The sequence below is a fragment of the Glutamicibacter sp. GQ173 genome (assembly GCF_059759215.1).
Genome location: NZ_JCAXDT010000012.1, coordinates 24,971 through 39,269 on the forward strand (window position 1 = coordinate 24,971; position 14,299 = coordinate 39,269).

At 60.5% G+C, this 14,299-nt stretch carries 12 protein-coding genes; 9 read left to right on the forward strand and 3 right to left on the reverse strand.

Features of this window, described 5'->3' with window-relative positions:
* Nucleotides 1-37 precede the first annotated feature (37 nt).
* The 4 genes from AC6CHO_RS16290 to AC6CHO_RS16305 all read left to right on the forward strand — a co-directional run bounded on the left by AC6CHO_RS16290 (nt 38) and on the right by AC6CHO_RS16305 (nt 3,609).
* Nucleotides 38-412 carry a MerR family transcriptional regulator gene (locus AC6CHO_RS16290; protein ID WP_498216507.1) on the forward strand — a complete coding sequence of 125 codons (375 nt, stop codon included), beginning with the start codon at nt 38-40 and terminating at the stop codon, nt 410-412.
* A 64-nt stretch (nt 413-476) separates the two neighbouring features.
* Nucleotides 477-1,676 (forward strand): MFS transporter, encoded by a 1,200-nt coding sequence (locus tag AC6CHO_RS16295; protein ID WP_498216508.1) that lies wholly within the window; start codon nt 477-479, stop codon nt 1,674-1,676.
* A gap of 98 nt (nt 1,677-1,774) precedes the next feature.
* On the forward strand, nt 1,775-3,109 hold the full coding sequence (locus tag AC6CHO_RS16300) for an NtaA/DmoA family FMN-dependent monooxygenase (RefSeq protein WP_498216510.1): 1,335 nt from the start codon (nt 1,775-1,777) through the stop codon (nt 3,107-3,109).
* Entirely contained in the window at nt 3,106-3,609 is a 504-nt protein-coding gene (locus AC6CHO_RS16305) for a flavin reductase family protein (protein ID WP_498216512.1), read from the forward strand. The genes AC6CHO_RS16300 and AC6CHO_RS16305 overlap by 4 nt, the downstream gene beginning before the upstream one ends.
* Here AC6CHO_RS16305 and AC6CHO_RS16310 read toward each other — a convergent pair.
* Nucleotides 3,606-4,922 carry a helix-turn-helix transcriptional regulator gene (locus AC6CHO_RS16310; RefSeq protein ID WP_498216513.1) on the reverse strand — a complete coding sequence of 439 codons (1,317 nt, stop codon included), beginning with the start codon at nt 4,920-4,922 and terminating at the stop codon, nt 3,606-3,608. The genes AC6CHO_RS16305 and AC6CHO_RS16310 overlap by 4 nt on opposite strands.
* Before the next feature lie 161 nt (nt 4,923-5,083).
* Between AC6CHO_RS16310 and hxlB the strand changes: the two genes are divergently transcribed.
* Both hxlB and hxlA read left to right on the forward strand, forming a co-directional pair.
* Nucleotides 5,084-5,680 (forward strand): 6-phospho-3-hexuloisomerase, encoded by a 597-nt coding sequence (hxlB, locus tag AC6CHO_RS16315; protein WP_498216515.1) that lies wholly within the window; start codon nt 5,084-5,086, stop codon nt 5,678-5,680.
* 61 nt (nt 5,681-5,741) lie between these two features.
* Nucleotides 5,742-6,374 carry a 3-hexulose-6-phosphate synthase gene (gene hxlA, locus AC6CHO_RS16320; RefSeq protein WP_060702711.1) on the forward strand — a complete coding sequence of 211 codons (633 nt, stop codon included), beginning with the start codon at nt 5,742-5,744 and terminating at the stop codon, nt 6,372-6,374.
* Between the two features lie 73 nt (nt 6,375-6,447).
* On the opposite strand, the gene AC6CHO_RS16325 is transcribed toward hxlA, so the two are convergent.
* On the reverse strand, nt 6,448-10,902 hold the full coding sequence (locus tag AC6CHO_RS16325; RefSeq protein WP_498216516.1) for a type VII secretion EssC family protein: 4,455 nt from the start codon (nt 10,900-10,902) through the stop codon (nt 6,448-6,450).
* Nucleotides 10,899-11,942, reverse strand: a complete 1,044-nt coding sequence (locus AC6CHO_RS16330) for an RDD family protein (protein WP_498216517.1) — start codon at nt 11,940-11,942, stop codon at nt 10,899-10,901. Before AC6CHO_RS16330 ends, AC6CHO_RS16325 begins: the two co-directional genes overlap by 4 nt.
* A 146-nt stretch (nt 11,943-12,088) precedes the next feature.
* Between AC6CHO_RS16330 and AC6CHO_RS16335 the strand changes: the two genes are divergently transcribed.
* The 3 genes from AC6CHO_RS16335 to AC6CHO_RS16345 all read left to right on the forward strand — a co-directional run bounded on the left by AC6CHO_RS16335 (nt 12,089) and on the right by AC6CHO_RS16345 (nt 14,236).
* The gene (locus tag AC6CHO_RS16335) at nt 12,089-12,376 is read left to right on the forward strand and encodes a WXG100 family type VII secretion target (RefSeq protein ID WP_060702708.1); all 288 of its coding nucleotides are present in this window, start codon (nt 12,089-12,091) and stop codon (nt 12,374-12,376) included.
* A gap of 134 nt (nt 12,377-12,510) precedes the next feature.
* Entirely contained in the window at nt 12,511-12,831 is a 321-nt protein-coding gene (locus AC6CHO_RS16340; protein ID WP_060702707.1) for a hypothetical protein, read from the forward strand.
* Nucleotides 12,832-12,850: 19 nt separating this feature from the next.
* Nucleotides 12,851-14,236, forward strand: a complete 1,386-nt coding sequence (locus tag AC6CHO_RS16345) for a hypothetical protein (RefSeq protein WP_498216519.1) — start codon at nt 12,851-12,853, stop codon at nt 14,234-14,236.
* Nucleotides 14,237-14,299 lie beyond the last annotated feature (63 nt).

Below are 14,299 nucleotides of genomic sequence, written 5' to 3' on the forward strand. Positions count from 1 at the left end.
GTAGTGTTAAGGTTCGAACTTTGGAAAAGGGGGAGCTGTGCGCATCGGAGAACTGTCAGAACGATCAGGTGTGCCTACGCGGATGCTCCGGTACTACGAAGAGCAAGGTCTGTTAACCCCAAGCAGGCAAGATAATGGTTATCGGTATTACGGGGAACCTCATGTTGAACGCGTGGAAAAGATCCGCGGCCTCATTGAAGCGGGTATTCCCACTCGCATTATCAGCGACATCCTGCCTTGTCTGGATAGGCAACGGGAAATTGTTGTTGTTGATCCCGACCCAGGGTTACGCGAAGTGCTTCTAAGGGAGCGCGATCGTATGACTAAACAAATTGAGATCCTGACCCAAAACCGAGATTCCATCACTCGTTATGTTCAAGCCATGGACAGCACGGAAATCCTCGCCAGTTAAGCGGGTCACAGTTGGCAAAAATCGCTTGACCTTCTCATAAGTGTGAAGGTTGGAAGATTGGTCTATGAATTCTTCATTGACCAATCTAACTGCGACGCAAGACAAGTCGAAGCTACCGCTAGGAAGCTTGCTCGCGCTAGCAGGCGCCGGTTTCCTTACCGCAATGCTTGAAACGCTACCAGCAGGAATCCTGCCAACTCTCAGCGCGGACCTTGGCGTAAGCGAAGCTGCTGCCGGGCAAACAATCACCGTATACGCTATCGGTTCGATCGCCGGAGCCATTCCCATTATTAGTGCCACCATGGGCTGGCCACGCAAGCGGCTGCTAGTCCTGGCACTATCGGGCTTTGTGATCACCAGCTTGCTGGTGGCAGTCTCACCGTTTTACGTATTCACTTTGGTAGTACGCTTCCTCACCGGCATCAGTGCCGGAGTCTTGTGGGGTAGCTTGGCGGCCTATGCTGGCCGGCTTGTAACTCCCCAACAGCGTGGTCGCGGCGTCACCATCGCCATGGCTGGAACACCAATTGCCTTGGCCCTAGGCACACCGGCCGGAGTGAGCTGCGCAAATGCCATCGGCTGGCGACTGACTTTTGTGCTGATGGCGGTACTCAGCGCGGCCGTGCTCGCCTGGGTGTTAGCGATCGTTCCGAACTTCCCGGGCCAAGAAAAGGCTCTGCGCACTTCTGCGCTCAAAACTTTTGCCTTGCCTGGGATGGCTCCGATCATCATCACTTCGGTTCTCTACATTACCGCCCACATTTTGATCTACACCTACGTGGCTGCATTCCTGGCACCACTAGGTATGTCCAGTAGTGTCGGCATGGCTCTGCTGGTTTTTGGACTTGCCGCGTTGGTCGGGCTGTGGGTCACCGGGCTAATGATCGATCGTCACCTTCGTCGACTGATGATCGGCAGTGTGTTGCTCTTTGCCTTGAGCATGCTGGTGCTGGCAACCCTGTCGCAAACCCCGGTACTGGTGTTTGTAGCCGTCGCAGCGTGGGGCATCGCTTTTGGCGGATCGGGCAGCATTCAGCAAACGGCACTGACCAACGCAGCGAGTAGTGCCGTGGATACGGCGCAAGCCGTCCTGGTTACCGGATGGAATCTTGGGATTGCCGCCGGTGGTGTACTCGGCGGAATCGCGCTATCTGGCGGCGGACCCTCCGCCCTACCATGGGTCACTCTGGTGCTGATCGTACCGGTATTTGTTGTGGTCGTCGTGGCTCGGCGTCACGCATTCCCCGCCTCAAACATCAAGTAACCACACAAAGTTTCGCGTTGCTGCTCGGGCGTTTGGTGGCCGGGCCGCAACGGAACTGAAATTCACAGGGTCTGAACGAGCCCGGAGCAGGAAACACAATGACTAAGCCACAGATGCTTTTGGGCATGACACTGAGTAACGGATACGGAACACAGGGCACCGCTTGGCGGGCGCCCGGTGTGGATCCGAATAACTACATCAGCTTTGACGCTCATGTTCGTTATGCCCAGGCCGCCGAACGCGGGAAGTTCGCTTTTCTCTTTCTTCCGGACTTCCTAGGACTGCAGACAGATGTGGAACGCGATGCGCCGGCGATCACCTTAGAACCTATGTTGACGCTAGCTGCGATTGCCCGCGAGACCCAGCGGATCGGGCTGGTCGCCACCGGGTCGACAACCTTTAATGAGCCCTATAATCTGGCTCGCCTTTACAAGACGCTGGACGTGATGAGCCACGGCCGCGCTGGGTGGAATGCTGTCACCACCAGCGACCCCGTGTCCGCCGCCAACTTTGGCCAAAATGTGGCACCACGTCCGCAACGCTATGAACGTGCCCACGAAACCATTCAAATTGTTCAAGGTCTTTGGGGCAGCTGGGGTCAAGATGCCTGGATCAAGGACACCGTCACCGGTCGCTTTGCAGATGCATCGAAGATCCAGCCAATCAATATGCGGGGGAAGCAGGTAGCTTCCCGCGGACCCCTGGCTATCCCGCCTTCGGAACAAGGCCAACCGGTTGTTTTCTCTGCCGGTGGCGGGCAGAACGGAATTAAACTCGCAGGGCTTTACGCTCACGCTGTCATAGGTGCCACGTACACGATCGACGATGCTCGTCGGCAGCGCAATGCTTATCGAGATGCGGCAGCCAGAGCGGGGCGCAACCCAGATGAGATTAAGTTCTTTGCCGGGGTGCAACCGGCGATCGGCCCAACTAAGCGTGCCGCCTTGGATCGGCGTGTAGCGCTCGGCGATCTCACCACACCCTCACGCGTTCCTTATCTGGGTAGCATGCTGGGGCTGGAACTGGACGTGAGCCAAATTGACGAACCACTGCGTCCAGGACAGCTCGCCGTCGCGCAGGCTAGCGGATTTGATCCGCGTTCACAGAAAGCTTTGGAGGTTGCCCGCGAGGGTTGGACCATCAGGGACATTCTTGCTCACGGCGTCATCGACTATCATCCAACCCCGGTGGGTCCGGCCTCGGTGACTGCTGATCACATGCAGGAATGGTTTGAGGCTGGTGCTTGCGACGGTTTCTGGATCAACATTGATGTTCATGAAGACGGCATCGATACCTTTGTTGACGAGGTAGTTCCGTTACTCCAAGATCGCGGCCTGTATCACCATGATTATGAGGGTTCCACTCTCAGAGAGCACTTGGGAGCTCCAGCGCAATATGGGCTCGATCCTCGACCCAACGGTGCCAATGAATGAGCGCGACATCAAATTTTGATGAGATAGGTTTTCGTAGGGCGCTCGGTCGATACGCGTCCGGCATTACGGTGATTAGTTCCCTGGACGCAAGCGGCCCCATCGGTTTTACCTGTCAGTCCTTTTATAGCGTTTCCATTGACCCACCACTAATTTCCTTCAGCGTAATGAAGAGTTCTAGTAGCTATCCAAAAATTCGTGACACCGGCAAGTTCTCAGTGAATATCTTGTCCGAGGAGCAGAAGTGGGTGGCCAATCAATTTGCGCGCAGTGGCCATGATAAATTCGCGAATGTTCCATGGAAAGCTACGACCCAAAACAATCCGGTGATTCAGGGAACGCTTGGTTGGCTCGACTGCAGTATCTGGGCTGAGCACGACGCGGGAGACCACGTGATTGTCATCGGTCAGGTCCACGAGATCCACAGTGAGCAAACCGGTTCTCAAGCGCCACTGATTTATTTTGAGGCTCAGTACCGAACGCTAAATCCCAGTGCGAGCTAGGGTGAAACCACGATGCCCGCGTTGTGCGCTAGGGTGGCGGCCTCAACGCGGGAGCGCACTCCTAGTTTCTTGAACACATTGCGCGTATGGAACTTCACCGTGTTCTCACTGATACCCAAGCTTGTCGCAATCGCGCGGTTCGATTGACCTGCAGCCAATAGTTGCAGAACCTCGAATTCTCGGGCAGCTAGCTTCCACTGTGCCAGATCGGCTGGCGTTTGCTCAGGAGCATCGAGCGGGAGCGCGATTGATACATCGGTGCCCCAATCGGGGATGGCTTCCAGTTGCATCTTTCCTGCGAGGGCTTGCACCTGACGGTTGAGTCGCGCAAGGGTGGCGGACGCGTGGTCTAAGGCACCGCGTCCGTCATCACGCACGTTAATCAGTAAGTTTTCACCATCGCAGTCCCACTGGGCGCGGATCCTGGTGATCTGTTTTTGCTCCATCATCTCTAGCGCTAACCCGCGCATAATTGAGCGTGCCGCGTGCGCGACTTCGCCAGGCAGAGCCCTGCCATTGGCCGGTGGCTCAACAAACTGCAATTCAACGCCGCCCGATTCGCTCAACGGACGTAAGTCCTCGCGCAAACGGGTGAAAGCACTGCCTACTGGTTCCTCGACCAAACCATTAACGCGGTCATCAAGTGAGCGCAATCCAACCAGGGTTTTGGCCGCCAAATCGGTAGTTTTGTCTCGTGCCAACGCATCAGTGATCGCAGTGCTGCGAAGGGTCGCCAACATCAATTCCAAACTGGTTGAATACTGGTCCACCAATTCGGTAGTGACCCGAGTGCGTTCGGTAGACATGGCTCGAGATTCACGAAGGTAGGAGGGGGAAGCGTCGGCAACTTTCTCGCGGATTCGAGCTGCCGTTAGATTCCAAAGGTAGCCGAGCAGATCACGGTCATTACCGGGATCGACCAAATCTGGCGTCAGGACTGGATTAATGAGTACCAGGATGGCATTGCTCGGTGGATACCGTAAAGCAAGAATTTCGCGCTGCTCACCGCCAATTATGAACCGATCTTGCCACCGATTCTGCTGTCGGTTTGAGCTGCGTATCTGATCTAATTCATCGATGGTCACCCGTGAGGTGATGGCTTCGGGACCCGACTTCTTTTGCGGCCTTCCTGTACATTCCTCGGTGAAAATCAGCAGCGCGGAACAACGTAGCGACGGAAGTAATGCGGCGTGTAGACGTTCCGCAATTTCCAGTAGCGGCGCGCTCGATAGCTGGGCGATGGAATCTAGTAGCGTCCAGACTCGTTCCGGGGCGATCTGTTCGCCGGAATCGGCTTTAGAAGATGGGGCCATAGCTTCGAGTGTAGGTCAAGCAATCCGAAACCCCCTACCCGTATGGGTAGGCAAAGACCGTCAAAAAATGGAGTATTGCCCACCCCTAGTTTTGGCGAAGATGGAATAGAAGCAGTCGGGTTTTTAAGCGATACCCGAGTCAGATAATCGAGGGGAGCGCCATGAACACTACGCAAACCACTTCACGGCGGCAGATTAGCGAAGCAAATATCTTAGCCGCACAAGAGTTGATTCAACGTGAGATCACCGAGGTCCTAGAAGCGGTAGATCAGGCTCAAGTGGCGGAGGTTGCACGGCTGGTTCGCACAGGGCAACGTGTCTTTGTCACCGGTGCTGGACGTAGCGGATTAGCACTAAGCATGGCAGCAATGCGGTTGATGCATCTAGGAATGAGTGTGCACGTGGTGGGCGATACCACCAGGCCAGCTATCACGGCATCTGACATCTTGCTGGTGGCTTCCGGTTCGGGAACTACTGCAGGGGTAGTACGCAATGCGCAGAGCGCGGCGCAGCTAGGCGCAACTATCGCAGCGGTAACTACTGACTCGCTGTCACCTTTGGCACTGTTGGCCAACGCGGTGATTGAAGTACCCGCAGCGCGCAAGACCGATCATGGTTCGGCAGTGTCAGCTCAGTACTCCGGAAGTCTGTTTGAGCAGGCTCTATTCCTAGTGACCGAGTCTTTGTTCCACAGCCTGTGGGACACTGTCGAGGCATCTTCAGAAGAACTCTGGTTGCGGCACGCAAATCTCGAATAGTCATCCACTACTGCTTCAGAACCCAAAATTTTTGACCTAAAACCGATTGAAAGGCACCACCATGAAAATTCAAGTTGCCATCGACTTGCTGACCACGCAGGACGCCTTGGAGCTGGCTGCCAAGGTTGCACCCTACGTCGATATCATCGAGCTGGGGACGCCGCTGATCAAGGCCGAGGGCCTCTCGGCGATCGCCGCGATCAAGAGCGCCCACCCGGACAAGATCGTCTTTGCCGATATGAAGACCATGGACGCCGGCGAGCTGGAAGCGGACATTGCCTTCGCTGCCGGAGCCGACTTGGTCTCCGTGCTGGGCAGTGCCGATGACTCCACCGTGGCAGGTGCGGTGAAAGCAGCGAAGGAACGCAACAAGGGAATTGTTGTCGACCTGATCGGCATCCCGGACAAGGCCAAGCGGGCCAGGGAAGTCATTGCCCTGGGGGCGCAATTCGTGGAGTTCCACGCTGGGCTCGATGAGCAGGCGCAGCCTGGCTACGACCTTAACGGCCTGCTCAACGCCGGAATCGTTGCCGAAGTCCCATTCTCTGTGGCTGGCGGGGTCAGCATCAAGACGATTGGCGATGTCCAGAAGGCCGGGGCACAGGTGGCGGTAGCTGGCGGAGCCATTTACAGTGCCGCGGATCCTGCTTTCGCAGCGCGCGAACTGCGCGAAGCCTTGGTCCAAGCCGCATAAGGGGCATTTGCCAAAAGAAAAGGTGGATTCGCATGGTTGCGAATCCACCTTTCTTTGCGCCCAGGCCGCTGGCCTACTGCTCCACGAGCGGCAGATGGACCAGCGTCCGCTGGCCGTTTTGGACCATGAAGCCTCGGCCCGGCGGGAACTCGTGGCGCTTGACCCGCGGGAAGGGCACCTTGAACAGCGAGTCCCCGTCGTAGGCGTCGGGCTTGAGCGCGATGCCGTGCCGGCTGGACTTCAGTTCGCCGAGCAAGCCGAAGCTGGAGGAGAACTGGTTGATGTCGCCGTCGGCCACCAGGAAATGGTCGGAGCGGTTGATGGCCTTGAGCAGCTCCTTGAGCGGACGCTCGGCATCCGAGTCGCCGAACTCGCTGAAGTTCTCGATCACAAAGACCATCTTGCCGGGCATGGACTCATCGGCGACCATGTCCACCATGTCCTTGGCGAACTGGCGGGCTTCCGCCGGGCCCGAAGCCGTGCCGTTCCACATCCGCCAGGTGCGCAGCTCGGCGCGCCGCCCGCCGATGTGGAAGAACTGGGTGGCCGGGTTGGCCCGCTCCAGGGCGGTGACCATGGCGCGCAGCGCGGTGGTCTTGCCGCTCTGCGGAGGGCCGGCGATGACAAAGGATCCGATCGGCTCGAAACCGCACGGGCCCAGTGTCGCATCCGAGAGGCCGATGACCGGTTGCCCCTGGAACGAGTCCGGAAGCAGTTCGGCGGAGAACTCCTGGGGCAGGGCTTCGACGCCGGCGGCCTGCGGGGCCCCGGAAGCGCGCAGCTCCTGCGCCCAGCTGGTGGTCAAAGCCGTTTGCTCGGCCACGTTGGCGGTGCCGCCGAGCACGGCGATCTGCGCCTCGTGGCCCTTGACGATGGCGCGTCCCGGGACGCTGCGTTCGCTGAGCACATCCTTGGCCACCCCCAGCACGTTGTAGGCCTGCTCGTCGGCCATGCGCAGCACCACGCGCTGGGTGATGTTCGCGCTGATCGCGGTGGGGACCGCGCCGAAGCGGTCTGCGGTGGTGACCACGTGTACGCCCAGCGGGCGGCCTTCGCCCACGATCCGCATGAACACCTGGTAGAACTCGCCGCGGCCGTGTCCCAGTTCCCAGTCGCTGCGGAACTGGCCGAAGCCGTCGATCAGCAGGAAGATGCGCGGCTCGGAAATGTTGCCGGTGACCTGGCGGTATTCGCTCAAGTTCGCGGCGTTCGCAGCCGCATAGCGGGCCGAGCGCTCATCGAGGTGCTCGGAGAGGATGCGGAAGACGCGCTGGATGCGCTCCACGTCATCGCCGCCGATCACCGCGCCGACCTGTGGCAGCGGATCCAGCGAGCGCAACGAGCTGGTGCCGAATTCCAGGGCGTACACCGCGGCGGTGCCGGCCGAAGGGTTGGCGCCGGCCGCGAGCGCGATGCTGCGCAGGGCCGCGGACTTGCCGGCGCCGGAGGTGCCGTAGATCAGCAGGTGGCCGTCGGTATCCGGTTCGAACCAGGCGGTCTGCTGGGCCTGGTGCTCGGGGATGTCGGCCAGGGCCAGCGGGATCTTGCTGTCCGAATCCGGGGCCAGCTCGCGCAGGTCCACGGTGGCCGCCAGGTCATCGAGCCATGGCCGACGCGGGGCCGGAATGCCGGCGCCATGGGAGGCGGCGATGAAGCTGGAGACCAGGCGCTTCTGGTCGTTCGGCCCGCTATTCTCCTCGATATGCTCGCTTGCGGATTCGGGCTGCTCCCAGACGCGGGCACCACCAAAGCGCAGGTCCTCCACTCGCACCTCGGCGGTTTCGGGCTCATCGGTGGTCCAGCCGCCGGCATAGCCGGACTGGAAGGGAACCAGCCGGCCGGGACCGGTCTTGGCGATGCCGCGTCCGGGCAGCGAGGGGTCGAAGCCCGCGGCGATCGGGTCTTCCACCACGTCGTTGGAGTCCGCGGCGTCGGCCATGCGCAGGGCCACGCGCAGGTTGGTGTTGGCGCGCAGGTTGTCCTTGATGACACCAGCCGGGCGCTGGGTGGCCAGGATCAGGTGGATGCCCAGGGAACGGCCGCGCTGGGCGATGTCCACTACGCCGTCCACGAACTCGGGCACCTCGCCGGCCAGGGCGGCGAACTCGTCCACCACCAGCACCAGGGCCGGCGGGGTTTCCGGGTCCTGGCGCTTTTCCAGTTCCAGAAGGTCCTTGGCCTTCTTGCGGTGGAAGAGCTTCTCGCGGTGGTGCAGCTCGGCGCGCAGGCTCATCAGTGCGCGGCGGACCAGGTGCGGGGAGAGGTCGGTGACCAGCCCGACGCAGTGCGGCAGCTCCACGCAGTCGGCGAAGGCCGAACCGCCCTTGTAGTCCACGAACAGGAAGGTGACCCGGTCCGGGCTGTACTCGGCGGCCATGGCCAGCACCCAGGCCTGCAGGAACTCGGACTTGCCCGAGCCGGTGGTTCCGCCCACCAGGGCGTGCGGCCCCTGGGTCCGCAGATCCAGGCTCATCGCATCCGGGGTGCCCTGGCCGATGTAGGCGCGCAGCGTTCCGGCGCGCTTGAGCCGCGGCCGGGAACCGGCGGCGTCGCGGTCGATCACCGAGTTGTTCTGCTTCCAGCGCTCGAGCACCGCCTCGGGGGACTCGGCCAGCTCGGTGCCCAGAACCCGCAGCAGGGACACCGAGTCGGGGATATCCGAGGAGTCGGGGATCAGCGAGCTGGAGTCCACGACCGGAGCCAGCCGGCGGGCGAAGTGCTCGGCATGCTCGCGCGAGACTCCTTCCACGGTGACCCGTCCCGCTTCCTCGCCGGCCCGGACCCACCCGACCCGTGCAGCGTCCAATCCATCGGTGACATCGAGGAATGTGCGGCAGGCCGCGGGCAGGGATTCGACGGTGGGGGCCACAAAAATCGTGTAGATGCCCACGGCCGGGCCGCGCTCGATAATCTGCGAGAGCCGGGCGCGGTCCACCGGGGCGTCATTGCTGACAAAGAGCACCAGCGAGAGGTCCTTGGCTGGCGGAACCTTGGAATTCTGCTCGCCGACCTCCTTGCCCATTTCCATCGAGGAATCATTGGTGGCCAGCGGGCCCAGGCGGTAGGAGGAGGGGTCGTTGCGCCGGGCGATCAGCTCTTCGAGGGCGTTGAGCAGCACCGTGCCCGAGGGCTGGGTGTCGGCCATCGCGATATTGGCCAGCGGGGAGCGCGGGCCGGTGGTGTGCGGCAGCCACTTGAACCATTCCAGGTCCTCGGTCCAGGCCGGGTCGATGATCGCCGCGGTGCACAGGTCATTGGGCGCATGCAGGCCGAAGAGCTGCACGGCCAGGGCGCGCAGGGCATCGGCGGCCTCGATGCGCGGCCCGGCGATGCCGATGGCCCCGGCGGCGGGCAGCAGCTCGATGATCGGGACATCGTCGATCATCCGGTATTTCTCGGTGAGCTGCTCCACGCGTTCCACATAATCCTGCAGCCCGGACCGGTCGGAGAGCTCGGCGACGGTGGTGCGGCTGCGCGCGGAGCCGGAGCCCAGTCTCAGGGAGAGGTAATTCCAATGCTCGGGGCGCCGGGTCCACAGCAGCGGGCCGAGCGACTCGGCCTGCTCGAACACCGTGGCGGTGGCCGGGGCCTCGCTGCGCCGGTGCGCCCGCTCGGCTTCCTCCCCGTCCAGCAGGGCATCTTCGAGCTGCTCGAATTGCCGCTCGAAGGTCTCGATCTCCAGCCGCAGCTTGTTGTTGTTCTGGGTGCGCTGGCCGATCAGGTTGCCCAGCATCATCAGCGGGGAAATCAGGACCACGATCAGCGACAGCACGCGCTGGGTCAGCGAGAAGATGGTCAGGCCCATGATCATCGGCGCGAAGATCATCGGCCAGGGGAAGAGCTTGGGACTGGCTTCCTGCGGAATCGCGGGGCGGGGCAGCTCCTGGCCCGGATGGCGGATTTCCACGCGGGGGGAGCGGTTGAAGATGATCGAGCCGCCCTTTTCGTGCACCGGGGACTGCCCGGTGGTATGCCGGGGCAGCAGCTCGAAGTACACATCGGTGGCGCCGAGGGTAATGAGCTGCCCGGGGATCACGGCCACCCGCTGCACCAGCCCGCCATCGACCAGGATGCCATTGGCGGAGTTCAGATCCACGAGCTCGATCTTGCTTCCCACCTCGATGCGGGCATGCCGGGTGGAGACCAGCCGGTCGTTGAGCACCACGGTGGATTTTTCCGAGCGCCCCACCGTTGAGGTGCCCGCGGGCAGCGCAAACGCCATGCCCGCATCCGGCCCGTTGGCGATGCGCAGCACCGCGGCGGCCGAACCGCCCGAGACGAAGGCATCGGTGGTCGGCACGACCTCGATGGCGAATCCGGAGCCGAGCTCGGCCTCGGCCAGCAGGGTCTGCGGGTCCAGCTGCACCGGCGCGGTGCCGGCGGCCGTTGCCAGCAAGGTGGGGCGCTCCGGGGACTGTTCGCCAGCCAGGGCCCGCGCCGCGTCGCCCACCGTGGCGGTGGCGTCGCAGGTCATCACGATATCGACGGTGCTGTGGTCCTGGCGCCTGAGCGTGGCCTTGATTTTCACTGGTCGGTCTCCTGGAAAGTGATGCGGAAGGATCGGCTGCCAACGTGGACGATGTCGCCGTCGTTGAGGTTCACCCGGGTCCGGGACGAGATGTTATAGGGGGCGCCGGAAGCCACGGTGATCTGGGTTCCGTTGCCGGAGTCCAGATCCATGACCCACACGCTCATCCCGTCGCAGCCGAAGGCCAGATGGGTTTTGGACAGCAGGCGCTGGGGATCCTTCAACGCGATCAGCAGCTCGTTGCCGGCACTGCCCTGGGCTTGCGGAGCCCGGCCGATGAGCCCGGATTCGGGCACCGGGATATATGAGCCGTCATCAAATGCGAAGGCCGCGCGCCGGATGACTCCGCCGAAATTCTCCGGCGCCGCATGCCAATCGCTGTTCTGCGCGCCGATGATGCCCGCAGTGGACCGTGGACGGGAGGGCAGCGAAAGCTCGTCCAGCTCGGCGCCGCCATCCACCGTGCCCAGCGATGGCAGATGCTCGGAGACATCGCGTTCGGGCCGGGCGAGCAGATACTCTGCCCGGGCCAGCGCCCGAGGATTGGTGGGGTCCAGCCCATTGCGGACGTCCACCACGAAGGTTTGGGCGATCTTGTCCAGCCAGCTGCGGCCGTGTTCCTTGTCGAACAGGCAGGAGAGCAGCAGCAGTGCCGGGCCGATGACCGGGAGCAGATGGCTGAGCAGGAAGACCAAGGCCGCGGCCAGGACGCGGGCGAAACCAGGGGCCTGGAACGTGCCCAAGTGCGCCGAGCGCAGGCGCATGGCTGATTTGCCTGGGGAGCTGCCCTTGCGGCTGTTCATCGAGATCAGCACTATTGCATAAATCAGCATGAGCAGGGCGCTGACTGCGCTCAGTGCCATGGGGACCGTTGAGAAGGCGCCGCTGACACGGAAGATCACCAAGCCGATGCCTGCAGGCAGCAACGCGGCCAACGCCACGGCGTAGTCAATCAGGTAGGACCAGATGCGCAAGCGAGCATCGGCCGGCCGCATTCCGAGTATGCGGGATTTGGCGAGGGTTGCTGCGACGACGTCCATAGGATCTTTCTACTTCAATGGGATATTGGTCCGCCACGGGGACTTCTCCCCATTGTATTAAAGCCATTTGCCACATTAGCGTAGATTCCGTTACCTGCCATTGCGGTCCGAACAACGGGCTTGCTGAATTCTTGAGGAGAATAGTTATGACTGATTTCAAGGCCAATTACGGTGAAATGGAAGCCATGGCGTCGAAGCTGGATACCGGCCGCGATGACCTGGATGGCATTCTGGATCAGCTGCACTCCGGCATTGACAAGCTGCTGGGCGAGGATTTCACCACTGAGCATGCTTCGGGCCAGTTCGGCGAGGGCTACAAGGAATTGGACCAGGGCCTGAAGAAGGCCTTCGAGGGCATCAACGACATGGCGACGGCGCTGCGCGACATGATGTCGCAGATCCAGGACACCGACCGCGGAATGGCCGGACAGTAGGCCCATTTTCTTTCGGGCTAATGTGGCCGCCTTTGAATGTTGCGGGCGGCCACATTTTTCTTGCACCGAGTGATCATTGAACACTGAACTGACCTGCAGCCTTTTCGCAGGATACCTAAGGAGTCGTTTGAACCATGGCCGAAGAAATCTATTTGGCTCGTCTGGAAGAAATCGTCACTGAGCTGGGCAATAGCATTAAAGATTTCGAGAATGCTTCTGACTTTGCCAAGGGAATGGCCGATTCCGTTGGAGACCCCATGGGCAAGGGCGATCTGAAAGACAGAGTCAAGGATTTCGAGGACAACTGGAACAACACCCGAGGTGACCTCATCAAGAATCTTGACGGAGTGCATACCGGCTTGAAGGACATCAAGGACGGATTCGAAGAGTGGGACGTGGAAACTAAAAAGGCTTTCTTGAATTCACGCGCCTCCGACGCTCCTAAAGAAGCCTAGTAGACAGAGAGTTGACGATATGACCTTGGAATCGCCAAAGGGCACACCCCTGCAGCTCATCGCTGGTAGTCCCGACGACCTGCTCCGGAGCGCCAACGACTTGATCACTTCGGGCGAAGAGATGGAACGCACTGCGAACAGGCTGGAAGACATCAGCAATGGAACATCGGATCTGAAGTCTGACGCCATCGTCAAGCTGCGCGAGAATGCCGGAGACGTGTTTCCCGAATTGCGCAAGGCGGCCATCAGATACGACGGAACCGGCCAGGCCCTGAAGAAGTATTCGTATGCATTGGACCGCGTCCAAGGTGCGCTCCAGATGTGCACCGCTGAGGGCGGAGTGGATTCATACACGACGCTCAGCGGGCTGATCACGGATATCGAGGATGCACATCAAACCGTGCAAACCAAGAAAAACGAGGAAGACACTGCCGAGGGAGCGGTGGACGATGCTGACGGGTTCCTTGGCTTCAGCGAAGGCACCGACGAGGAAAAAGCGGAAGCCAAGAGCGACCTGACGAACGCCACAAACGCTCGCGAAGAAGCCGAAGACGAATTGCGCAAACTTTGGGGCAAATTCGATGGGCGTGTTTCGTATTGGGAAGATGCCTACGACGAGGCTGTGGGCGAAATCGAGGATGCCTTCAAAGCAGCGGACAACGATGATAAATTCCTCTCCACGCTAGGTACGATCCTCGGCTGGGTTGCCGTAGGCGTGGGCATCGCAGCGTTATTCATTACCTCTCCGGTGTGGGGACCGATTGCTTCGGCTATAGCGGTGATCGCAGCGGTAGCCGTGCTGGCCATCGAAGTCATCAAAATGGTCCAAGGCGACGGGGATTGGACCAGCCTGCTAATTGCGGTCGTCGGAATCATCCCCTTCGGACGCCTTGCCGGAAAGGCCATATCCGGTTTCAGCAAGGCCTTCCCAAATGGGATCAAGTTGGGAGCCAAGGCTGGGCCGCGGAGCATTTTCAAGGCCTTCACCAAGACGCGTTCCAGTACTGGGCGAGGCATTGTCAGGTCCTCCATCAAAAAGGCGACCAAGCGCCCGAAGAAAACGACAATTCGCGGGAACCGTTATACAAAGTCAAAGATCCGGCGCAGTAACCGCAAGATCGAGAACAAGTACCAACAGACTGTATCCGGGAAGACCAAGGGATACATGGATGGATTCAAAAAAGAGTTCAAAGGCGACTGGAAGACGTACGTGAAGTATGTCTCGGAGGGCGGTGCAACAAAGCACCGGGCGATGGCTGAGTACATTCTGAAGCACCCAGACGACATGGGCCCCCAGGCCAAGATCTGGGCGGAAAAGATTGTGAAGCATGGGAAATGGGAAGATCGCGGAAGCGTCGTGGTAACCGCGCCTCCTGGCATCTGGGACCTGACTCGCGAGAAGTAGCTTCAGCGGAGGGCAATCCGTAAAGTGAACACCCGAGCCATATTTTGTTATTGCGGGAGAAAC